This is a genomic window from Pseudomonas sp. P5_A12 (assembly GCF_056400685.1).
Window position 1 is genome coordinate 1 of the sequence record NZ_JBFUKU010000016.1, and the last position, 22,545, is coordinate 22,545.

18 protein-coding genes and 1 pseudogene are annotated in these 22,545 nt (G+C 58.9%); 6 read left to right on the plus strand and 13 right to left on the minus strand.

The features are described 5' to 3' along the window. The 13 genes from AC1DSG_RS04240 to AC1DSG_RS04300 form a co-directional block, all read right to left on the minus strand. Positions 1-2,651 (minus strand): hybrid sensor histidine kinase/response regulator (locus AC1DSG_RS04240; protein ID WP_477789735.1); only part of this gene is annotated, 2,651 nt, incomplete at its 3' end. Positions 2,652-2,751: 100 nt separating this feature from the next. Next, the gene (gene purD, locus AC1DSG_RS04245; RefSeq protein WP_477789736.1) at positions 2,752-4,047 is read right to left on the minus strand and encodes a phosphoribosylamine--glycine ligase; all 1,296 of its coding nucleotides are present in this window, start codon (positions 4,045-4,047) and stop codon (positions 2,752-2,754) included. A gap of 167 nt (positions 4,048-4,214) precedes the next feature. Then, positions 4,215-5,822, minus strand: coding sequence for a bifunctional phosphoribosylaminoimidazolecarboxamide formyltransferase/IMP cyclohydrolase (purH, locus tag AC1DSG_RS04250; RefSeq protein ID WP_477789737.1), 1,608 nt, complete (start codon positions 5,820-5,822; stop codon positions 4,215-4,217). 81 nt (positions 5,823-5,903) lie between these two features. Then, on the minus strand, positions 5,904-6,224 hold the full coding sequence (gene fis, locus AC1DSG_RS04255; protein WP_007907419.1) for a DNA-binding transcriptional regulator Fis: 321 nt from the start codon (positions 6,222-6,224) through the stop codon (positions 5,904-5,906). Further along, positions 6,221-7,231, minus strand: coding sequence for a tRNA dihydrouridine synthase DusB (gene dusB, locus AC1DSG_RS04260; protein WP_477789738.1), 1,011 nt, complete (start codon positions 7,229-7,231; stop codon positions 6,221-6,223). The genes fis and dusB overlap by 4 nt, the downstream gene beginning before the upstream one ends. Positions 7,232-7,417: 186 nt before the next feature. Further along, positions 7,418-8,635, minus strand: a complete 1,218-nt coding sequence (locus AC1DSG_RS04265; RefSeq protein ID WP_477789739.1) for a DUF3426 domain-containing protein — start codon at positions 8,633-8,635, stop codon at positions 7,418-7,420. Positions 8,636-8,665: 30 nt separating this feature from the next. Further along, complete coding sequence (gene prmA / locus AC1DSG_RS04270) at positions 8,666-9,544, minus strand: 50S ribosomal protein L11 methyltransferase (RefSeq protein WP_223515176.1); 879 nt, start codon at positions 9,542-9,544, stop codon at positions 8,666-8,668. A 247-nt stretch (positions 9,545-9,791) separates the two neighbouring features. Next, positions 9,792-11,330 (minus strand): Fic family protein, encoded by a 1,539-nt coding sequence (locus AC1DSG_RS04275; protein ID WP_477789740.1) that lies wholly within the window; start codon positions 11,328-11,330, stop codon positions 9,792-9,794. Between the two features lie 198 nt (positions 11,331-11,528). Beyond that, positions 11,529-12,887, minus strand: coding sequence for an acetyl-CoA carboxylase biotin carboxylase subunit (accC, locus tag AC1DSG_RS04280; RefSeq protein ID WP_477789741.1), 1,359 nt, complete (start codon positions 12,885-12,887; stop codon positions 11,529-11,531). A gap of 17 nt (positions 12,888-12,904) precedes the next feature. Then, positions 12,905-13,366: an acetyl-CoA carboxylase biotin carboxyl carrier protein gene (gene accB, locus AC1DSG_RS04285; protein ID WP_401359823.1), complete on the minus strand. Its 462-nt coding sequence runs from the start codon at positions 13,364-13,366 to the stop codon at positions 12,905-12,907. Between the two features lie 24 nt (positions 13,367-13,390). Further along, a complete protein-coding gene (gene aroQ / locus AC1DSG_RS04290) occupies positions 13,391-13,846 on the minus strand; it encodes a type II 3-dehydroquinate dehydratase (RefSeq protein WP_007947649.1) in 456 nt (151 codons plus the stop codon). A gap of 131 nt (positions 13,847-13,977) precedes the next feature. Next, on the minus strand, positions 13,978-15,723 hold the full coding sequence (locus AC1DSG_RS04295; RefSeq protein ID WP_477789766.1) for a protein-disulfide reductase DsbD: 1,746 nt from the start codon (positions 15,721-15,723) through the stop codon (positions 13,978-13,980). A gap of 188 nt (positions 15,724-15,911) precedes the next feature. Then, positions 15,912-17,582: a diguanylate cyclase gene (locus tag AC1DSG_RS04300; RefSeq protein WP_477789742.1), complete on the minus strand. Its 1,671-nt coding sequence runs from the start codon at positions 17,580-17,582 to the stop codon at positions 15,912-15,914. A 325-nt stretch (positions 17,583-17,907) separates the two neighbouring features. Between AC1DSG_RS04300 and AC1DSG_RS04305 the strand changes: the two are divergent. From AC1DSG_RS04305 to AC1DSG_RS04330, 6 genes and pseudogenes are all read left to right on the plus strand, one after another. Continuing rightward, positions 17,908-19,060: pseudogene (locus AC1DSG_RS04305) on the plus strand (DUF2515 family protein). After that, positions 19,057-19,788 (plus strand): hypothetical protein, encoded by a 732-nt coding sequence (locus tag AC1DSG_RS04310; RefSeq protein ID WP_477789743.1) that lies wholly within the window; start codon positions 19,057-19,059, stop codon positions 19,786-19,788. The pseudogene AC1DSG_RS04305 and the gene AC1DSG_RS04310 overlap by 4 nt, the downstream one beginning before the upstream one ends. Further along, the gene (locus tag AC1DSG_RS04315; protein ID WP_477789744.1) at positions 19,767-20,273 is read left to right on the plus strand and encodes an Hcp family type VI secretion system effector; all 507 of its coding nucleotides are present in this window, start codon (positions 19,767-19,769) and stop codon (positions 20,271-20,273) included. The genes AC1DSG_RS04310 and AC1DSG_RS04315 overlap by 22 nt, the downstream gene beginning before the upstream one ends. Further along, positions 20,270-20,746, plus strand: a complete 477-nt coding sequence (locus tag AC1DSG_RS04320) for a hypothetical protein (protein ID WP_477789745.1) — start codon at positions 20,270-20,272, stop codon at positions 20,744-20,746. The genes AC1DSG_RS04315 and AC1DSG_RS04320 overlap by 4 nt, the downstream gene beginning before the upstream one ends. 152 nt (positions 20,747-20,898) lie before the next feature. Further along, positions 20,899-21,966 (plus strand): DUF2333 family protein, encoded by a 1,068-nt coding sequence (locus tag AC1DSG_RS04325; protein WP_477789746.1) that lies wholly within the window; start codon positions 20,899-20,901, stop codon positions 21,964-21,966. Positions 21,967-21,969: 3 nt separating this feature from the next. Next, the gene (locus AC1DSG_RS04330) at positions 21,970-22,527 is read left to right on the plus strand and encodes an NUDIX hydrolase (protein WP_477789747.1); all 558 of its coding nucleotides are present in this window, start codon (positions 21,970-21,972) and stop codon (positions 22,525-22,527) included. Positions 22,528-22,545: the final 18 nt, after the last annotated feature.

The following is a 22,545-nucleotide window of genomic DNA, read 5'->3' on the forward strand; positions in this document are numbered from 1 at the left end:
CGCTCTTTGTGCTCGGCGAGGATGTGCGCGGTCAAAGCCACCACCGGTGTGCGGGTTCGCTGGTTGCCGACTTCCCAGGCGCGTAGCTGCTGGGTGGCAGAGAAACCATCGAGGATTGGCATTTCGCAGACCATCAACACCAGATCGTAGCGTTGGGCTTTCATCGCCTGCAAGGCTTCCTCGCCATTGCTGGCGGTGTCCGGTTGCAGGTTGAGCTTGCCAAGCATGCCGCGAATAACCTTGGTCGAGATCGTGTTGTCTTCGGCCACCAGGATGCGGAAGTCGCTCGGGACCTTGACCGCAAGCGCGGGGCCAGTGGGTAGATGATGCGAAGCGGCCGGGCCTTTGTTGCGCTGATTCAATTCATCCGCGAGGGTGGTCTTGAGGGTGTAGCCGGCCACGGGTTTGGCGAGTATGCGTTTGATCCCGCAGTTGCGCGCAATGATCTTGCTCGGCGCATTGCTGATGCCGGTCAGCATGATCAGCAGAATGTCGTGATTGAGGCTCGGGTCTTCCTTGATCTTGGCCGCCAGTTGCATGCCGGTCATGCCGGGCATGTTCTGGTCCAGCAAGACCACATCGAAGTAATCGCGCAGGTGGGCCTTGGTGCGCAACAACGCCAGGGCTTCCTTGCCGGAAGGCACGGCACTGACGTTCAGACCCCACGTGCTGCATTGTTGCACCAGCACTTTGCGGCAGGTGTCGTTATCGTCCACCACCAGCACGCGCGCACCTTGCAGTGGACCATCGAGGTCGCAAGTCGGGTGCTCAAGTCGTTCCGGGTCCAGTGGCAACGTCAGCCACAGCGTGCTGCCCTGGTTGGCGCCCGTCTTGATGCCGAACTCGCCATGCATCAGACGGATCAGCTGACGAGCGATCACCAGCCCCAGATTGCCACCCAGACTCGTTGCCGAGAGGAAATGCTTGCTGTGCAGTTCGGCGTGCATCAGGGCATCGCGCTCTTCGGCCTCCATCGGCACACCGCTGTCCTGCACCGCGATGCGCAGCCGCGGTTGTGCACTGCGTTCATCAAGGGCGACGACAATCAGAATCTCGCCTTCGTCGGTTTTCTTCAGCGCGTTTTCCAGCAGGCTCAGCAGGGTCTGACGCAGGCGTGTCGGGTCACCGCTGATGACGCGCGGCACTTGCGGCTGGATGAAGCTGATCAGCTCGACATTCTGTTGCTCGGCCTTGGCGCGGAAGATACTCAGGCAATCTTCGATCAAGGCGTTGAGGTCGAACTGAACGTCGTCCAGTTCGATTTGCCCTGATTCGAGCTTGGAAATGTCGAGAATCTCGTTGATCAGTGTCAGCAGTTCGTTGCCGGCGCTGTGGATGGTTTGCACGTAGTCGCGCTGTTTGACTGACAGTGGCGTGCCCAATAGCAGCTCGGTCATGCCCAGGACACCATTCATGGGCGTACGGATTTCATGGCTGATTTTCGCCAGGAACTCGGCCTTGGCGTTGATCTCGGCGTTGCTGGCGGCCAGGTCGCGACTGACGCTGAAGCGATCTTCCGTGATTCTGCGCTGACGTTCGCTCAGGGCGATGCTCATCAGCAGGCCGCTGATACAGATCAACACCAGAAGCGTAGTGATCAGGCCTTGCGGCGCGACCAGCGTCAGTCCCATCAGCGCGGGTAGCATGATCAGGGAGCCAATGTTGAACACCACCATCGCCGCGACGAAAAACCGCGCCGGGCGATAACCTTTTTGCCAGTGATAGGCGCTGACGAACAACATGCTCAGGCCCGCCAAAGCAACCAGGGCGTAGGTAATGATGTTCAGCGGCAGGGTATTGACGAACAACAACAGCAGGCCGCAGACGACGATGAACAGAATGTCCGCCAGCAGCAGTTTGTTCAGCGGGTGAGGGCCGAGCGGGGCGAAGAAGCAACAGGTGAGCATCAGGCCGCTCGGCGCCGTCAGCAATAACGCGAGGTAGGCGCCAGGCGCCTGGATGGCGTGCCAGTTCGGCAACCATGGCCCGGCCAGGTTCAGCAGCAATAGCAAACTGAGCATCAACAACCCTTCACACCAGGCCAGCCACAGGCTGCTGCGCGAACGTGTGTAGGCGTAGCGCACGAAGTTGTGCAGGATCAGCATGCCGAGGCAGCCGAACAGCACGCCGTAGATCAACGTCTGGTTCTGATCGGCCGCGGTCGAGATCGCCGATTGCAGGGTGATGTAAGGCCGCAACTGATGGTCGGAGACCAGTCGCAGGTAGACGTCCAGAGGTTTGTCACTTTGTGGCAGCGGCAACATGAAGTCGCTGCTGGGCAGGGGGCGGTCAGCCTGGGGCTGCCCGTTTCCCGTGTTCAAATGATCGATCAGCTTGTCGCCGTCGAGTACGTACAGATTGAGCGCCGACAGATCGGGTGCGAACACCCGCAGCAATTGTTCATGCTTGCCGGGGGCCAGCCTGAAACGCAGCCACAACGCGCCATCGTGCTCGGCCGCCGTGAGGCGATCGAGTTCGATGGGGCTGAATTGATTGGTGTAGCGAGCGGAACGGATGTCGCTGAGCTGCAGGTCGCCCTGTTCGTCGAGCAATACCGCCCAGCCACTGCCTTGCGCGGCCTGAGCCGGGAGCATGCAGAGCAAGGTCAGCAGAGTGACGGTGAGGCTTATGGCAATCCTGAGCCAGCGCACGGCGAAATCCCTTCGTAGGTTGATGCCAGATTATAACTATGCGCGGTGCCGGAATAGTCCGGCAAGGACCAGCGGCCCTTGCCTGGCCGAATGAATGGCCTTATTCCTGGCTTTCGCCACGTTCACGGGCAATGGCACGGTAGCCAATGTCATTGCGGTAGAAACAGCCTTCCCAGTCAATTTCGGCCGCCAACTTGTAGGCCTGCTGCTGGGCTGCATCGACGCTGCCGCCCATGGCGGTGGCGCAGAGCACCCGACCACCGGCTGTCACTACCTGACCGTCCTTGAGTGCGGTGCCCGCGTGGAAGACTTTGCCTTCCAGTGCGGCAGCTGCATCCAGACCGTTGATGGCTACGCCTTTGGCGTAGTCACCCGGGTAGCCACCCGCGGCCAACACGATGCCGACGCTCGGACGTGGATCCCATTGCGCTTCGACCTTGTCCAGCGCTTGCGCCAGAGCGGCTTCAACCAGCAATACCAGGCTCGACTGCAGACGCAGCATCACCGGTTGGGTCTCAGGATCACCGAAACGGCAGTTGAACTCGATGACTTTTGGGTTGCCAGCCTTGTCGATCATCAGGCCCGCGTACAGGAAGCCAGTGTAGACGTTGCCTTCCTCGGCCATGCCGCGAACGGTCGGCCAGATCACCAGGTCCATGGCCCGCTGGTGCACTTCTGCAGTCACGACCGGGGCAGGGGAGTAAGCGCCCATGCCGCCGGTGTTCGGGCCGGTGTCGCCGTCGCCGACGCGTTTGTGGTCCTGGCTGGTGGCCATTGGCAGTACGTTCTTGCCGTCGACCATGACGATAAAGCTGGCTTCCTCGCCATCCAGGAACTCTTCGATGACCACGCGCGAACCGGCGTCGCCGAACGCGTTGCCCGCGAGCATGTCGCGCACGGCGTCTTCGGCTTCCGCCAGGGTCATGGCAACGATCACACCTTTACCGGCGGCCAGGCCATCGGCCTTGATCACGATCGGTGCGCCTTTTTCACGCAGATAAGCCAGGGCTGGCTCGATCTCGGTGAAGTTCTGGTAATCGGCGGTCGGGATCTTGTGGCGCGCCAGGAAGTCCTTGGTGAAGGCTTTCGAACCTTCCAGCTGGGCAGCGCCAGCAGTCGGACCGAAGCAATCCAGGCCACGGCTGCGGAACAGATCGACCACGCCTGCAACCAGCGGCACTTCCGGGCCGACGATGGTCAGGGAAACGTTTTTCTCGGCAAAGTCGGCCAGCTGCTCAAGGGCCAGCACGTCGATAGCGACGTTCTCGCACTTGGCTTCGATGGCAGTGCCGGCGTTGCCGGGTGCCACGAACACTTTTTGCACGCGCGGATCCTGAGCCACTTTCCAGGCCAGGGCGTGTTCACGGCCACCGCTGCCAATGATCAAAACGTTCAAAGAGAGACTCCTTCGGAGAAGCTACAAGCTACAAGCTGCAAGTTGAGAGCAATCTTTATTGCTCTGACGTGCGGCGTGTAGCTCTGAATTAGTGAGGCTGCAAGGCAGCAAGAGCGACGCAGGTCGGCTTTTACTTGTCACTTGCAGCTTGAGGTTTGTCGCTGCACTTAGTGCCTGAAATGGCGCATGCCGGTGAACACCATGGCAATGCCGGCTTCATCAGCGGCTGCAATCACTTCGTTATCACGCATCGAGCCGCCTGGCTGGATCACTGCGGTGATGCCGACCTTGGCCGCGTTGTCCAAGCCGTCGCGGAACGGGAAGAACGCGTCCGAGGCCATCACCGAGCCGGCAACCTGCAAGCCGGCGTGTTCGGCCTTGATCGCAGCGATACGGGCGGAGTTCACACGGCTCATCTGGCCTGCGCCGACACCGATGGTCTGACGGTTCTTGGCGTAGACGATGGCATTGGACTTGACGTACTTGGCCACTTTCCAGGCGAAGATCAGGTCGTTGATTTCCTGTTCGGTCGGTGCGCGCTTGGTTACGACTTTCAGGTCATCGGCGCCGATCATGCCGATATCACGGCTCTGCACCAGCAGGCCACCGTTGACACGTTTGTAGTCCCATGCAGTAGCGCGATCAGCCGACCATTCGCCGCAGGCCAGCAGGCGCACGTTGGCTTTTGCCGCCACGATGGCGCGGGCTTCTTCGCTGACGCTTGGGGCGATGATCACTTCGACGAACTGACGCTCGACGATGGCCTTGGCGGTTTCAGCATCCAGCTCGCGGTTGAACGCGATGATGCCGCCGAACGCCGATTCGGTGTCGGTGGCATACGCCAGTTCGTAGGCCTGGCGGATACCGCCTTCGGCGTCCGGGCTCACGGCCACGCCACACGGGTTGGCGTGCTTGACGATCACGCAGGCCGGCTTGACGAAGCTCTTCACGCATTCCAGCGCGGCGTCGGTGTCGGCCACGTTGTTGTACGACAGTTCTTTGCCTTGCAGTTGGGTCGCGGTGGCGATGCCGACTTCGGCAGGCTTGGCTTCTACGTAGAACGCCGCGCTCTGGTGCGGGTTCTCGCCGTAGCGCATTTCCTGGGCCTTGACGAACTGGCTGTTGAAGGTACGCGGGAACTCGCTACGACCTTCAGTGCTGAGTGTTTCAGCAGCCTGATTCACGGTGCCCATGTAGTTGGCGATCATGCCGTCGTAGGCTGCAGTGTGTTCGAAGGCCTTGAGCATCAGGTCGAAACGCTGAGCGTAGGTCAGGCCGCCGGCCTTGAGGCCTTCCAGAACGCTGGCGTAATCGCTGGCGTTGACCACGATGGCCACGTCTTTGTGGTTCTTCGCTGCAGAACGGACCATGGTAGGGCCGCCGATGTCGATGTTCTCGATGGCAGTCGGCAGGTCGCAGCCTGGCTTGTTGATGGTGGCTTCGAACGGGTACAGGTTGACCGCAACCAGATCGATCGGCTTGATGCCGTGCTCGCTCATGATGGCGTCATCGATACCGCGACGACCGAGGATCCCGCCGTGGATTTTCGGGTGCAGGGTTTTCACCCGACCGTCCATCATTTCTGCGAAACCGGTGTAATCCGCGACTTCCACTGCGGCAACGCCGTTGTCGCGCAGCAGCTTGAACGTCCCGCCGGTGGAGAGGATCTCGACGCCCAGGGCTTCAAGCTCCTTGGCGAATTCGAGGATCCCGGTCTTGTCGGAAACACTGATCAAGGCGCGGCGGATCGGCAGGCGGGTAGTCTGGTCGGTCATCTCAATTTCCATCAAAAGCAAAGGWGTCAGCAAAAAAGGCGACCGGTTTTACGCGGGCGCCTTTCTGGTTTGATTGAATGCTTACAGCAAATCGTATTGCTTGAGTTTCTTGCGCAGCGTGCCTCGGTTGAGCCCGAGCAGCTCGCTGGCCTTGGTCTGGTTGCCCTTGACGTAGTTCATCACGCACTCGAGCAGGGGAGCCTCGACTTCGGAGAGCACCAGGTTGTACACATCCGTGACGGCAGCGCCCTCAAGGTGGGCGAAATAATTGTGCAGCGCCTTCTCGACACTCCCGCGAAGGGTCTGGCCTTCTTCGCTGGGCGTATTGAGGTGCTGTTTCAAATTTACGTTGTCGCTCACGGGTGTAGTTCCACTCACTAAAGTCTCGGTCATCATCGTCATGCGGCCACCCCTTTTTCGTCCCCTGTCAGGCTCTTGTAACGTTCGGCGAAGAAGCCCTGAACGTTGGCGCATTGTGCTTCCGTATCTTCCAAACGATTGAAGTGGGCGCGAAACTCCCTGGCGCCCGGCAAGGTTGCGAGATACCAGCCCACATGCTTTCGAGCGATACGGACACCCATGACATCGCCATAGAAGACGTGCAGGGCGGCCAGATGCTCTAGCAGAATGCGTTCCACCTCGATCAATTCCAGCGCCGGGAGTTTTTCGCCGGTACGCAGGAAATGCTCGATCTCACGAAAAATCCATGGCCGCCCCTGGGCAGCCCGGCCTACCAACAAACCATCGGCACCGGTGGCGTCAAGCACGTACCGGGCCTTCTCCGGCGAATCGATATCGCCATTGGCGAAGACCGGAATCGACACTGCCCGCTTGATCGCGGCAATGGTGTCGTACTCGGCTTCACCGGTGTACAGATCGGCACGGGTGCGGCCATGGACCGCCAACGCCGTAATGCCTGCCTGCTCGGCGATCTTTGCCACCGTCAAGCCATTCTTGTTGTCCCGGTCCCAGCCGGTACGGATCTTAAGGGTCACCGGCACATCAACCGCAGCCACCACGGCCTGCAGGATCTCGGTGACCAATGCTTCATCCTTCAACAGTGCAGAACCGGCAGCCTTGTTGCAGACCTTCTTCGCCGGACAACCCATGTTGATATCAATAATCTGCGCRCCCAGCTCGACATTGGCCCGGGCCGCGTCTGCCAGCATCTGCGCATCACCACCGGCGATCTGTACCGAGCGTGGCTCGGGATCACCTTCGTGAATCATGCGCATCCGCGATTTGCGGGTGTTCCACAAACTCATGTCGCTGGTGACCATTTCCGAGACAACCAGCCCCGCGCCCAATCGCTTGCACAGCTGACGAAAGGGTTGGTCGGTGACTCCCGCCATCGGGGCGAGAATCAAGCCGTTTTGCAATGTGTATGGACCGATGCGTACCGCCGACATAGGACTTCCCTGTTGTGGGGCCGGATCATTAGAGTTCGAAAAAGGGTGGGCATGATACCCGCTCTCGATGACTGGATAAAGGCTGAATTGAACAAAATCTGAACAGTTATTCTGTTATTACCAGCAGTTAGGTATAGACGGTCCCAGTCAGAAATCTGCCGCCAAGTCTGATAACGGTAAAGCGTTTCACTCGGGGGAGTGGAAGCTCAGGCTGTAGTTCACCGCTTTGGCGCCTGGGTCGAGAATATCCAGCGCGATGTGGATTGGCGTTTGCGGTGGCATTTCCGCCATGCCTTCGAGGTCGCCGTTGAGGTACTCGCCGGGTTTGAAGCGACGGCTGGCAATCAAATGGCCATTAAGGTCGGCGAAGCGCAGTTCCAGCAACGGGAAGGGCTGGGAGAAGGGGGCGCGGTTGTAGATGATTGCATCGACCACCAGGGCGCCACTGAATTCCGGGTGGCTGCGGACAATCAGGTTGCTGCTCTTGATTTTGGCAATGTCGACTTTGGACGGCACTGTGCAGCCGATTTTCGGGCACAGTTGCTGGAACCAGGGGCGGTACTGGTCCTGGCGGGCCAGTTCGTCGAATTGATAGGCAATGTATTGGCCCGCGAGTGCGGCGGCACCGAGCAGGACCAGCAGTAACCAGAACAACCGCCGGCCCCAGGGGGATCGACGTTTTTGCCAATCCAGTTGCAGAGGGTCGTCGGTCAGGTCCTGCAATACCTCGGCGCGCACGCCCGGTTCACTGCGCTCGCGACGTTTGCGTAACGGTTCGATGGAGGGCAGGTTGTCGTCGCGCTCTTCGGTCGCCGTCAGGCGTTCGTGGGTGAGTGGGGTGTCGAGTGGGTCGTGCAGGCGCAGATGGGGCGCCTGGGGTTCGTCGTCCAGATCAACCGGCTCCAGCGAAAACGAAGGCTCGGTGCGCGAGTGTTTGTTTGTTTCGGGTTCTGTTTCCTGCTGTTCCGTTTCTGCTGACTGGGCGCGGTCAGCGGCAGACTCGCTGAAGAGGCTGTCGGACCACGGCTCTTCGTCGTGCTCGATAGAGTCGCGACGGGCACTGAGTCCGTCTTCGCGGTGCCGGCCATACTCTGTGGTTGGCTGGATTTCCCGCTGTTCGAGCCGGGCGAGCTCTTCGTCCAGATCCAGGCTGTCCAGATCCAGTTCGGAGGCGGTCCACTGCTTTTGGCTGATAGCGCGTTGCACTGGCGGTTCAACGATGGCCGGTACTACCGGTTTGAGGGCTTCTTTACCGGCCCGTTGTTCCAGCAACTGTCTGGCGGCGTTGAATACCTGCAAGCAGGAGCCGCAACGAACCACCCCGCGGGCCACGCTCAACTGGGCATGGCTGACGCGGAAGCTGGTTTGGCAATGCGGGCACTGGGTGACGAAGCTGTCGGTCATGCGGCGATCCGGTTTATGCAGGCGTTCATTCTAGCGCCGACGGCCGGTGATGCGCACCCAGCCATCGCGATTGGCGATAGGGTCCAGATCGAAATCTTGAGCGTAGGCGGCGGCAACGTCTTCACCTTGTTCGGCGAGGATACCGGACAACGCCAGGCGACCACCCGGTTTGACCAGGCTGGACAGCTGCGGGGCCAGGGAAACCAATGGCCCGGCAAGGATGTTGGCGACCAGTACGTCCGCTTTGACCGGTGGCAGATCTTCCGGCAGATACAGCGGGAAGAGTGCTTCGGCAATGTTATTGCGCCCGGCGTTGTCGCGTGAGGCTTCCAGTGCCTGGACGTCGATGTCGGTGCCGACGGCTTCCTTGGCACCCAGCAGCAGGGCGGCAATCGCCAGAATCCCCGAGCCGCAGCCAAAGTCCAGCACGTTGCAGTCTTTCAGGTCCTGGCCATCGAGCCATTCCAGGCACAGCGCGGTGGTCGGGTGTGTGCCTGTGCCGAATGCCAGGCCCGGGTCCAGTAGCAGGTTCACGGCGTCAGGCTCGGGTGCGGCATGCCAGCTCGGGACGATCCACAGGCGCTGACCGAAACGCATCGGCTGGAACCCGTCCATCCAGCTGCGCTCCCAATCCTGGTCTTCGATGACTTCGCTGTGATGCTCAGGCAGCGGGCTGCCGGTCAGCAGCTCAAGATGGGCCAATACGCTGGCGGCTTCGGTGCCGCCTTCGAACAGGGCCAGCAGGTGCGTGTGTGACCACAGTGGCGTGGTATTGAGTTCTGGCTCGAAGATCGGCTGATCTTCGGCATCCATGAAGGTCACCGACACAGCGCCCACTTCAAGGAAAGCGTCTTCGTAGGTTTCGGCTTGTTCTGGGCTGATGGCGAGACGGACTTGCAGCCAAGGCATGGCGGGCACCTTTGAAAAATATTGATTGCAGCCTAGCGGGCTGCGAGAAGCGCGCAAGTTTACGCGAGCGCGCGGCAGAAGACGACCGGAGCGACAAAGGGAGCGCTTTTGTAGGAGCAAGGCTTGCCCGCGATACAGGTACTGTGGTTTTTCAGGTCGGACGCGTCATCGACCATCGTGGGCAAGCCTTGCTCCTACAAAAACAACAGAACTGTTGGAAAGCGGTTTTGTTGGTCTGGGTCACGGCTCATTGGCCTCCTGCATTATTGGCTGTGAGCCATTGCAGGCCTTTATTCGTCAGTCGATAGCGTTGCAGGCGGCTGTTTGGTTGTTCGGGTAGCGTCATCTCAAGCACTCCGGCAATGATCGCTGGTAATACGTAAGCCTTACGGAAATGGTCGGCGTTTTTCAGGCTCATGGCGTTTTGAAGTTCTCGCCTGCTCATCTCGCCATCAATGACCTTCAGCAGTGCAGCGACTTCCATGGTGACTTCCATGGTGACTTCCATGGTCGTTGCTTCTTGTGTCAGCGAAACAGGATGAGCGGGAAGACGTACGACGTACGAAATTCTCTCTTCGTCGGTTTCAAAGAGCGGCAATGGTGAACCATTGAGTGCCATGACCTTGAGGATTTTGGGGATGCCTGTCGAGCGACCTTCAGTCAGGCTCAGTTCTTTCAGGAACTCTCCGATTCGCCGGTTTCGGTAGCGTCGGCTAACGGCGCGACCTATTCGCAGGTCCTCCATTCGAATCGAGCGATCTGGTCCCGGGAAGCTCAAAATCACCAACTCGTCGTGGCTGATGCGAACCTCGATCGGTTCACGTTCTTCATAGGAGCGGTGATATACGGCGTTGACGAGCGCCTCTTCAATTGCAGCGAACGGAAAGTTCCAAGTGCGTGTAGCTTCGGCGCGGTCGCCATGTTTGATCACTGTTTCATGCAGGTAGTTACGCTGGATGTATGCCAGCGATTCTTTCGTGATGGTTGCCAGCGGGCCCTTGAAAATTTTTTCGTCAAAGCGATCACCGCCAGCGCCCTCGGGAAACCACAGCACGTCTATTTGCGTGCCGGGGAAGAAATGCTCGGGGGTGGAGCTAAAGAACATCAGCCCTGCATTCTTGGGCCAGGGCGACTCAGTCGGGCCACCCACGACATTCATTTGCCGCCCCAGCGCTTCGACAGATAATGCTGCTGCATCCTCTGCCAGGGCGCTTCCCACTTCTTCCAAAAAACTTTGCATTAGAGGTTTGGACAGATCACTGACACGAGCAGTCAGATTGAACCGATCATCAAAAGGCACTTTGGCGGCAAGGCTCAAGAGTTCTTGCTCGGTCTCACCCTTGGCTTCGACTGTGCTGCTGTAGCGACGAATGTAGTAGTTCAAACTTCTGTGTTTTGCCGTAACGGCCGCCGGGGCTTTGTAGGGGCGATTTTGCCCGCCGGGTGCCCACAGTACGATTAACTTTCGTCCTTCGATTTCTTCCACGCTTAATACTGGAAAGTAGGTGGGCTGAATCGATTGGCATGCTGCGAGTAGCTCGAGCTGGATTTTGTCGAGCTCCTGATCGGCAAGACCGGTTGGCGGAAAGATCGGCAGTCCATTGGCATCGAAGTCCTGCCCAATTATTACGTAACCACCGCCCAGGTTTTCAAAGTCGTTGGCGAAGGCGCAAAGCGTACGAATGATCGGGTCAGGATTCCAGCCCGTTTTGTATTCGATTCGCTCGCCCTCGACTGTCCTCTGACGCAAGAGGTCGTTGAGATTGATTGGCAGTTTTTCAGGCATGGATGCGCTCTGTAAAACATAAAAGACTACGCGTCCAAAGTAGCTKATGGAGGCGTTAGATAGTTGGGGGATGATGCCTTCTTCAGGGGGCGGCTGTCTTGCGAGAAGTGTGGCCTCGTTATACGTGATCCCACCAGAATCGTTGTTCTCAGAAACAACAAAGCCGCCCGAAGGCGGCTTTGTTGATCGGGTCGAAGCTTAGTGCTTCTCGCCTGCCAGCTTGTGCTCGAGGTAGTGAATGTTCACGCCTCCCTTGCAGAAGCCTTCATCACGGACCAGGTCGCGGTGCAGCGGGATGTTGGTCTTGATCCCGTCGACAACGATTTCGTCTAGCGCATTGCGCATGCGCGCCATGGCTTCTTCACGGGTTGCGCCGTAGGTGATCAGCTTGCCGATCAACGAATCGTAGTTCGGCGGAACGGCATAGCCACTGTACAGGTGCGAATCGACGCGAACGCCGTTGCCGCCTGGTGCGTGGAAATGCTTGACCGTGCCTGGGCTCGGCATGAAGGTTTTCGGGTCTTCGGCGTTGATTCGGCATTCCAGGGCGTGACCGCGGATCACCACGTCGTCCTGGGTGTACGACAACTTGTTGCCAGCGGCGATGCTGAGCATCTCCTTGACGATGTCGATGCCGGTGACCATTTCCGAAACCGGGTGTTCCACCTGGACGCGAGTGTTCATCTCGATGAAGTAGAAATGGCCGTTCTCGTAAAGGAACTCGAAGGTGCCGGCGCCACGGTAGCCAATGTCGATGCACGCCTTGACGCAGCGAGCGAGGACTTCCTGGCGTGCTTTCTCGTCGATGCCCGGTGCCGGCGCTTCTTCGAGAACCTTCTGGTGACGACGTTGCAGCGAGCAATCGCGGTCGCCCAGATGGATGGCTTGGCCCTGGCCGTCGGAAAGTACCTGGACTTCCACGTGACGTGGGTTGGTCAGGAATTTTTCCAGGTAGACCATCGGGTTGCCGAACGCCGCGCCTGCTTCGGTGCGGGTCAGTTTTGCAAAGGAGATCAGGTCTTCTTCTTTGTGCACAACACGCATACCGCGACCACCACCGCCGCCAGCGGCTTTGATGATCACCGGGTAACCGACTTCGCGACCGATGCGCAGAGCGGTTTCTTCGTCTTCAGGCAGCGGGCCGTCGGAACCCGGAACGGTTGGAACGCCCGCAGCGATCATGGCGTGCTTGGCCGATACCTTGTCGCCCATCAGGCGAATGGTCTCGGCTTTCGGGCCAATGAAGGCGAAGCCGGAGTTCTCGACCTGTTCAGCGAAATCAGCGTTTTCCGCAAGGAAACCGTAGCCTGGGTGAATGGCGGTGGCGCCGGTCACTTCAGCTGCGGCGATGATTGCCGGGATGTGCAGGTAAGAGTGCGCGGCCGATGCCGGACCGATGCAGACGGATTCGTCTGCCAGGCCCAGGTGCATCAGTTCTTTGTCGGCCTTGGAGTAAACGGCGACAGTCTTGATGCCCATCTCTTTGCAGGCACGCAGGATCCGCAGGGCAATCTCACCGCGGTTGGCGATCAGAACTTTTTCCAACTTCGCAGTCATCAAAGTTTCTCCGCGGTTCAAACGATGGTGAACAGCGGTTGGTCGTACTCAACCGGCTGGCCGTCTTCGACGAGGATGGATTCGATCACACCGCTGGTTTCAGCTTCGATGTGGTTCATCATCTTCATGGCTTCGACGATGCACAGGGTGTCGCCTTTCTTCACGGTCTGGCCGACTTCAACGAAGGACGGCGAGGATGGCGAAGATTTGCGATAGAACGTACCGACCATCGGCGAACGGGCAACGGTGCCGTTCAGCGCAGGCGCGGCTGGAGCAGCCGGTGCAGCAGCGGCAACCGGAGCAGCAGCAACAGGCGCTGGTGCCGGAGCGTGCATTGGAGCCGGTGCGTAGTATTGCTGAGCCGGGGTTTTGCTATGACGGCTGATGCGTACGGACTCTTCGCCTTCCTTGATCTCGAGTTCGTCGATGCCGGACTCTTCCAGCAGTTCGATCAGTTTCTTAACTTTACGGATATCCATGAATCATCAACTCCCAAGGGTCGGTCAGGGGCGTATAGCTTGTTGTTCAAGCTGCTCTAGTGCAGCCTCCAGGGCCAGTCGATAACCGCTGGCGCCAAGGCCGCAGATCACTCCCACCGCTACGTCGGAGAAGTAAGAGTGATGGCGGAAAGGTTCGCGTTTGTGCACGTTAGACAAATGCACTTCGATGAATGGGATGCTCACCGCCAGCAGCGCGTCACGTAATGCGACACTTGTGTGCGTAAAAGCTGCTGGATTGATCAGAATGAAGTCCACACCTTCGCCGCGAGCGGCATGGATGCGGTCGATCAATTCGTACTCGGCGTTGCTTTGCAGGTGCAGCAAATGGTGGCCGGCTTCACGGGCTCGGCGTTCCAGGTCCTGGTTGATCTGCGCCAGTGTCGTAGCGCCGTAGGTGCCCGGTTCACGGGTGCCGAGCAAGTTCAGGTTAGGGCCGTGCAGCACCAATAGGGTTGCCATCTGCTGTTCCTTGTTATCTGTGGGCAATTGTCAGAACCCGGCGACTATGCCGCAAAGCCTTTGTGACTGTCCAGTTCTATGCAATAGCCAGCACGATAGCCGATGTTTGCGCGAAATATGTGACCGGGTGTTTAAATCTGGTCATTTGCACGTGCAACACGTTCAACGAAGTCTTTGGCGTTGATCTCGCCGATGATTCGCACATCGGCGCGTTCAACTCCGTCCTTGCCAAAAAACATCAAGGCCGGAGGACCGAACAGCTTGTAACGGTCGAGCAGGGCGCGTTGTTCGGCATTGCTGGCGGTGATGTCGAAACGGACCAATCGATAGCCTTGCAGACGTTCGACGACTTTGGCGTCCTTGAGGACTTCGCGTTCGATCACTTTGCAGCTGATGCACCAGTYGGCGTACCAGTCGAGCAACAGCGGGGTTGCGGAAGCTTGAGCATCGGCGAGCACGCGGTCCAACTCTGAGGGCGTGCTGATCGTTTGCCAGGTTCCGGTGTTTGCCGCGGGTGTGTTACCCGCAATCACGCGTGATTGGCCAATCGGGTTGAACGGATCGGTCTGGCCGCTGAAGGCCCCGAACCAGCACGCCAGCGCGTAAAACAGCAGGAACATCCCGAGCAACTGGCCGAGGCGTTTTCGAGGGGGCTTGTAGACGAACTCCAGTGCGCCCATGAACAAGCCGACACCGGCGGCCAGCAAACCGATCAGCAGCAAGGTGATCTGGCCTGGCAGTACCCGGCTGAGCAGACCGATCGCCAATCCCAGCAACAACACCCCAATGGCATTTTTCACATACACCATCCACGGCCCGCTTTTCGGCAGCCAGGCCGCGCCGCCGGTGGCCACCAGCAACAGCGGCGCCCCCATGCCGAGGCCGAGCATGAACAGTTTCAGCCCGCCGCCCAACGCATCGCCACTGGCGCTGATGTACAACAGCGCGCCGGCCAGGGGGGCAGAAACGCAGGGCGAAACCAACAGGCTGGACACCACGCCCAGCACCGCCGCGCCCCACAGCGAACCACCTTCAGTGCGGCCGGCGATGCGATCCAGGCGACTGCTGATGGCCTGCGGCAGCTTGAGTTCGAATACGCCGAACATCGCCAGGGCAAACAGCGCAAAAAACATCGCAAACGGCACCAGCACCCAGGCCGATTGCAAGCGTGCCTGAAGATTGAGCTGCGCGCCGAACATCCCCATCAGCGCACCGAGCAGGGCGAAGCAGGCGGCCATCGGCAGTACGTAGGCCAGGGACAGGTTGAAGCCGCGCAAACCACCGACCTGACCACGCAGTACCACGCCGGACAGAATGGGCAGCATCGGCAGCACGCAAGGGGTGAACGTCAAACCCAAACCGGCGAGGAAGAACAAGGCAAGCTCGCGCCAGCCAACGCTTTGCGCGGAGGTTGGGGCGCCAATGCCATCAATGCTCAAACGCTCGGTTTCCGGTGGATAGCACAGGCCTTTGTCGGCGCAGCCCTGATAGGTCACGTCGAGTGTGAAAGCGCGTTGATCGGTGCGCGGAATTTCTACGTCAACAACGCCGTGATAAACCTCGACATCGCCGAAGTACTCGTCGTGCTTCTGCTCGCCCTTGGGCAGTATTGCGGCGCCCAGACTTATATCGGCCGGCTCAGCCCGAAACTGGAATCGATGGCGATAGAGGTAATACCCCTCGGTGGCGACGAAACGCAGCTTGATAGATTGCGCCGTGCTGTCTATCAGGCTCAATTGAAAGGCTTCGCGCACCGGCAAAAAGTCGGCGCTGTTGTTGATCACGCCCAGGGTGGAACTGGGTCGGGTGTCCGGCAACCCGGCGGCGGTGGCCGGCAGGGCGAGCACTAGAAGCAGCAGGCAGAGCAAACGGCGCATGACAATCTCGCGTATCGGAATTGGGGGCATGATAGCGGACGGCGGGCGGGTGTGCAGGGCGGGGCGTTCGATGGTGTTCGATGCACTCTTGGCGGCAGCGTCGAGCAGCGGCAAGCCGCCCAGCCACTTCGCCTTCGACGTCGGCGTCCAATTCGCTGCGGTAAGCGTCTGGATGTATTGCATTTGTATTACAGGGTTATGGCGGAATCGGTGGGTTTTGATGAAAAAACAGCACTTTGCCGCGATGTTCGCGCCGCCTGAACACAGTTGCGTCCGGCATCCTTGGCGCGGTACAGCGCCTCATCCGCCTGACTGGTCATCATCAGGCTGTCAGAGTGTTCGCACAACTCCACCACGCCGGCACTGAATGTGCACCAAAGGTCTTGAGGCTGGGCAGGGTAGTGAATTTCGGCAAAGCGCTGACGAATTTCATTCAGCACTGTGTAAGCCGATTCGAGGTCAGTGTCCGGCATGACGATCGCGAACTCTTCGCCGCCATAGCGGCCGATGAAGTCGGTCTTGCGCAAGCGTTGCTTCAAGAACAGCGCCAGGTTTTTGATTACCCGGTCGCCCATGGGGTGGCCGTGGCTGTCATTGACGCGTTTGAAGTGGTCAATGTCGAGCATCGCAAAGCACAGCGGCTTGCTCTCGCGGCGGGAGCGGAAGCAGCAGTCTTCAAGCAATTGCAAAATGTGCGTGTGGTTATACAGGCCGGTCAGGCTGTCGCGGATCATTCGGGCTTTCAGATTACGCGCCCGTGCCGCGCGGTTGCGCACGGTGGTGATCAGGTGGCGCGGCTTGATCGGTTTGGTCAGGAAGTCGTCGCCGCCTTCACTCATGGCGTCGAGTTGCTTGTCCAGATCGTCTTCGGCCGACAGGTAAATGATTGGCACGCTGACATAGCGGTCGTTGTGACGGATCACCTTGGCCAGTTCAGTGCCGGTGCAGGTCGGCATGTACATGTCGAGGATGATCAGGTCAGGTTGAAAGTCCGAGAGTTCGGCCATGGCCTGAATCGGATCGATCAACGTGCGTGTGACGATCCCGGCGCTGTTCAACAGGCGTTCGGTGTGCAGGGCCTGGGCGCGTGAGTCGTCGATGATCAGCACTTTATAAGGTTCGTACTGAGCGACACAGGTCAGGACTTCGATTTTCTCCAGCAGGCTCGAAGCTTCCAGCGTGCCGGTGAGAAACTCCTGGCCACCGGCACGCACGGCGGCGAGGCGGGTCGGGGTGTCGGTTTCGTTCAGGCTGAAGAACAACAGCGGCAGGCGCTGATCGAGACCTTCCTGGGCTTCGGCGGCCAGCTTCAGGCCAATACCGGCGCCACTGAAGTCCACGTCCATGACGATGGCGGCGGGTAAACGCTCGACCATCGACGCGCGAAATGCTGCAACGCTGTCCAGGGATTTAACGCTGAGTCCGAAAAATTCCAGTTGTTTGGCCAGGCGCTCGGCGCGGTCGTGATCTTGCAACATCACATAGATCGGCTTGCGCAAGGGCGGCAGCAACGTATGTTCGAGCTGATCGCCATGTCGCAGGCCGGTGCGCGACAAGCGTTGCATCAAGCGATTGAGATCGGTAATCAGCCCGCTGCTGAGTCGTCCGCGATTGGCGTCGACAGCCTCCAGCGACTGGCCGATGTGGCGCGCCAGTTGCGTATGTTCCGGTTGCTCGAAACGCTCGGCAAACCGCAGCAGGCGCAGGTTGGCCTCGCTCAGTTCCGACAAGTCGGCGGTGGACCACTCGCTGCGTTGCAGGCGCTGCCAGATCTCAAGAATTTGACGTGCCTGATGAATCACCCGCTGGGCAAAGTGGTGCTTGAGGCGCTCACGGCTGGAGTCTTCTGGCTCGGTCATATCCTGACTACTAGTTAGGGTAAATGCTGAGGTCGACTGGTGGCTCTATGCTAGCACCTCTTTTCAATGGGATGAGAGTCGTACGTCAATAATCTGTAATGCAGCGTCATTCAGTTTGTGACCGGCCGGTCTTGTTTGGCAGGGTTGTGTTAGGCAGCCCCCCGCGTTCAGGCGGTTTCAAGAGATTTCCTTGTCGCTTAAGGGCCACTTCCTTCGCTGCGGCGAGCCTCGTCTGTCAGGGAATTCTGATTTTGCGTCGGCATGATTCGCCCGGGATTTTCGGCTGTTAGGGTTCAGGGATTCCCTTGGTAACCAACCGAAACTCATGACTCAGTGTTTTGAACAACATTCCAGCGATGACCAGCGCCTGAATCACAACAGCACCCCCCGTTGCTGACTGTGAGTGTAAAGAGGAGCGGCTTTATGGCAGCAAGACCTTGGTCACTGACGTGCCGATCCTCACGTGCTCCTGCCTTTGGCGTACGTATCAGCGCGAGGCGGAGGAGATCGTCGCCCCGAAGGGCGTATTGATTGCCGACCCGGTGGCGCGCAATCGAGCTATCAACGCGGCCTATGCCCGGCTGTGGCTGCATGACCCAAGGTTTCAGTGGGCCGGGCTGGCGGCGTTTGCCTCCAAGCAGGTGGGTTGTGGATTGCTGCATGCAACGGACAGTGTTGAACGTATTCGCGAGGAGTGGGAGGCGCGGCAGCGTTTGCGAGACGGCCGCCGTGAGTCCGGGGTTTTGACTCCGGACAGAATGTCCGAACAGGCAGATGCCTTGCGTGACTATAAAGAAGCGGATGCGCGTAATCCTGTGCCCTCAGTGGATATTCGTTTTGCCGGGGAAGACTTGTCCTTGGTACAGCAGCAGTTCCTGCATGTGCACGACATGATGGCGCTGGGGAATACCACGCTGTTTCTGGATGTTTTTCCGCTGCATGAGTTTTATGCCAAGCGTGGGTTGGAGGAGTTGAAGAAGTGCCTGGACACCCGGAAGGGAATTCACGGCCACCCGAAGTTCCCGGTGCTATGGCCAGTGGGGCAGGAAAAGCTGAAATTCGGGAGAGGCTACATCGAAATCCTTCGGGCGTTTGAGGCGTTTGAAGCCGGGAATATTGCCAGCAGTGTGGAAGACCTGGCATGGCATGAGCAGCAAAATATTCTTCAGCCCACGATTTATCAGGACCAGCAACTGGTGGCTTTACTGCGTGGCAATCATGCTTCCTACGTGACCGGTTTTCCTACGGGGGTAGCTCAAGCAATTGAGTTGACGCTCTCTAGCCAATGCCAGCGTGTTGTTGACGGTCGCACCATTGGCTTTAGTAATAGCCCGCTGGCGGACCTATCGGATATCAAGCAGCGAATGCCTTTCGTTCTTCGGGCGGCCGCACGCTTTGATGAGCTGCTCAACGACACAAACCGCAGTGTGCTGGAGCAGTCGATCACCGAGATCGCATCAGGGCAGGGAATACGATGAGTTCGCGGCAAGGTATTGGCCGCTGGCGGCTTGGGGCAGGCTTGCTGCTTCTGGCTAGCCTGATTTGGGTGGCTACAAATCAGTTAGTTGAGTCTCTGTCGCAAGAGCCGGTAATCGCATTGGAGATGGGCGGTACCTATGAAACCTTGCTCAAGCATTCTTCAGTCCGCTTCAGCCCGAGGGTGCCCGGGCATGTCTGGATGGGCATTCCCTACACGGATGCACGGCTTCGATTCATCGATCCGCAGTACGAATTCCTCACACCGAGAGCACGCTTTTTTACTGTTGTATTTGACGACAATGTCGTTGGCAGTATCCGCATGTCCCCACAGATTGAACCGTTGCTGCTCGATGACGCCCTGAAGGTCGCTCTGGATTTGCAGGATCAGTGGCGCCAGGGCGGATGGAGGGTGGCCGGGAGGACAAGTTATCCACCCTTTGCTGACACGCCTGAATGGCGAGCGCAGTTTCGAGACGTTAATAAAGGAGGAGCGGTCTACTGGAAGGCGGGTGATAAATATCAAGTCACGATGTTCATGGATCGTTTCAAATACGACAAGCGACCCAACGAAGAGCGCTACCTCATCACACTGTCGATCGGCAAGCCATGGACGCCTTTCGCGGAAGATGGGGACGAAGAAGTCGAATTGGATCAATCCAAACCGAACACCCCCTTATTCCCCACAAAAACCAAAGGAGCCCCATCATGCCAACCCCTGCCTTCATGACCCTCCACGGCGAACGACAAGGCCTCATCAGCGCGGGCGCCTTCACCGAAGCGTCAGTGGGTAACGTCTACCAATTGGGTCGTGAGGACCAGATCATGATTCAGGCTCTGAGCCATGGCATCTTCGTGCCCAAAGGGTCGGGCGCGGGGCGCCGGATGCACAAGCCCTTGGTCATTACCAAGTCCATCGACAAAGCGTCGCCACTGATCAACATCGCCTTGTGTTCCGGGGAGCTGCTCAGCAAGTGCCGCGTCGAGTGGTATCGCACTTCGGCTCAGGGAATGCAGGAGCATTTCTACACGATGGAGCTTGAAGACGCGGTGATCATCGGCGCCGAGGTGCTTTTGCCGCACTGCCAAGACGCGGGCACTGCGCACATCACCCAGTTGGAGAAGGTTCACTTCAGCTACCGACGCATTTACTGGAGACATGAAATCAGCCGTACCATGGGCTCCGACGAGTGGAACGCCGAGACGCTGGCATGAGGCTGGTCCATGACTTTCGTCTGACTGCGTGGGAGCGCCAGCATGCTTGTCCTGGCGAGGAAGCGATGGACCATGTTCGCCAGGCGTTGAACGATCGGCAAACCATTGAAGGACTGAGCGAGTTGCGCGCCAGTTTGCTGATCGATATCGACAGCGAAGTGCTCGACCAGATTGAGCGGGGTGAGTGGTGGTTGGTCAGGGCTGAAGCCGACTACGGTGACTGGGCGATTGCGAAGCAGGCTTTTGACCGCAAGGTCATGGAGCTGATGAAAAATCCACCGCCCCAGCCCTCTCGAACACCCAGGATTTTCCGCCTGATCGACAGCTTCACGGGCGAGTCGCTGGTGCAGCGCAGCTACATCGCGACCGTGGACGGGGAAGCTGTCCAGCGCACAACAGACGGCGAAGGCATCGCCCATCTTTTCATGCCGGCCGAGGTGCGGCAGGTTTCAATGGTGGTCAGGGGCCATTAAAGCAGGCATGCACACTTGAGTTCATTGGCAAGGGTGGCTGGTTTTCCTACGCCAATTTTCGGGATAAACCCAACGACGGGTGCCGGCCCAAGGCACGTTGTTGTATGGTTGTGGTCGAACCGATGAACTCAAGTGATTGAAAGGATATCGCCATGCTGGACTGGAAGAACCGCGCGGGCAGCGCACCTGAACGTGCCGCTGCACCTGAATCGGCCACCCGCAGTTACTTTGGCGGCCTGCTGTTCAGCCGGGCGCTGGCCACGCTGATCGGCCTTTATCTACTGGTTACGATTGCCCTGGGTTGGTACTGGAGTGCAGAGCCTGCGCTGTTCCCGGTCCAGCAAAATGCCCAGATCGCTGCCGAAAAAGAAGGCAAGCAGATGGTCATCGGCTACACCACGGTGGAAACCCTCAAGACCGTCGCCGGGACGTTGCTGACCAAACCGGGTGGCTATATTTCCAACGACCGTTTCCCGCCGGGCCTGTGGATGGACAACATGCCGAGCTGGGAATATGGCGTGCTGGTCCAGGTGCGCGACCTGAGCCGTGCGCTGCGTAAAGACTTCGCCCGCTCCCAGTCGCAGTCGGCCGAAGACGCCGATCTGGCCAAGGCCGAACCGCGTTTCAACTTTGACAACAAAAGCTGGGTGCTGCCTTCCAGTGAGTCCGAATATCAGGAAGGGATCAATTCCCTGAGCCGCTATCAGGCGCGTCTGTCCGATCCGAGCCAGAAAAGCGCGCTGTTCTATGCCCGCGCCGACAACCTGAACAACTGGCTGGGTGACGTGGGCACCCGACTGGGTTCGCTGTCACAACGCCTGTCGGCCAGCGTCGGCCGGGTCAAACTCAACACCGCGCTGAAAACCGAAGTCCTCGCGCCGGGGCAAGTGCCACAGGTCGACGAAGAAATCGTCGAGACCCCGTGGATGCAGATCGACAACGTCTTCTACGAAGCCCGTGGCCAGGCTTGGGCGCTGTCCCATCTGTTGCGCGCAATTGAAGTCGACTTCGCCGACGTATTGGCCAAGAAAAATGCCACGGTCAGCGTGCGTCAGATCATTCGTGAGCTGGAAGCCTCGCAAGAGGCGGTCTGGAGTCCGATGATCCTCAATGGCAGCGGTTTCGGCGTGTTGGCTAACCACTCGCTGGTCATGGCCAATTACATTTCCCGGGCCAACGCAGCGGTGATTGATCTGCGTCAATTGCTCAATCAGGGCTGAGCCATGGTCGATAGTTCCAAAGAGGCCGCCCATCGCGCGGCCTCGGATGCCGAACAGATCGCCTGGGTCGACGAACAGGACAACCTGCTCGGCGCCCTGGTCCGTTCCGATTTGCGTGAGCGCGGGCTGATCGGGCGCGGCACCTACATCATGCTGTTCAACTCGGCCGGTGAACTGTGCGTGCACCGGCGAACCCTGAGCAAAGCGATTTATCCGGGGTATTGGGACGTGGCTGCGGGGGGCATGGTGCTCGCCAGTGAAACCTACGCCGAGTCGGCCGCCCGCGAACTCGAAGAAGAGTTGGGCGTGAGCGGCGTGGAACTGACCGCCCATGATCACTTCTTCTTTGAAGACACCGGCAACCGGCTCTGGTGTTCGGCGTTTTCGGCGGTGTGGGACGGGCCGTTGACTCTGCAGCCTGAAGAGGTGCTCGAAGCGCGCTTCATCCCCGTCGATCAGGTCATGCTGGAAATCCAGCAAAAGCCTTATTGCCCGGACTCTCTGGCCGCGTTGAAGCGCTATCTGCGTGCTCAACAGGATGACGTCGCAAAAGAGCTATAAATTGGCGCCGATTGGCTC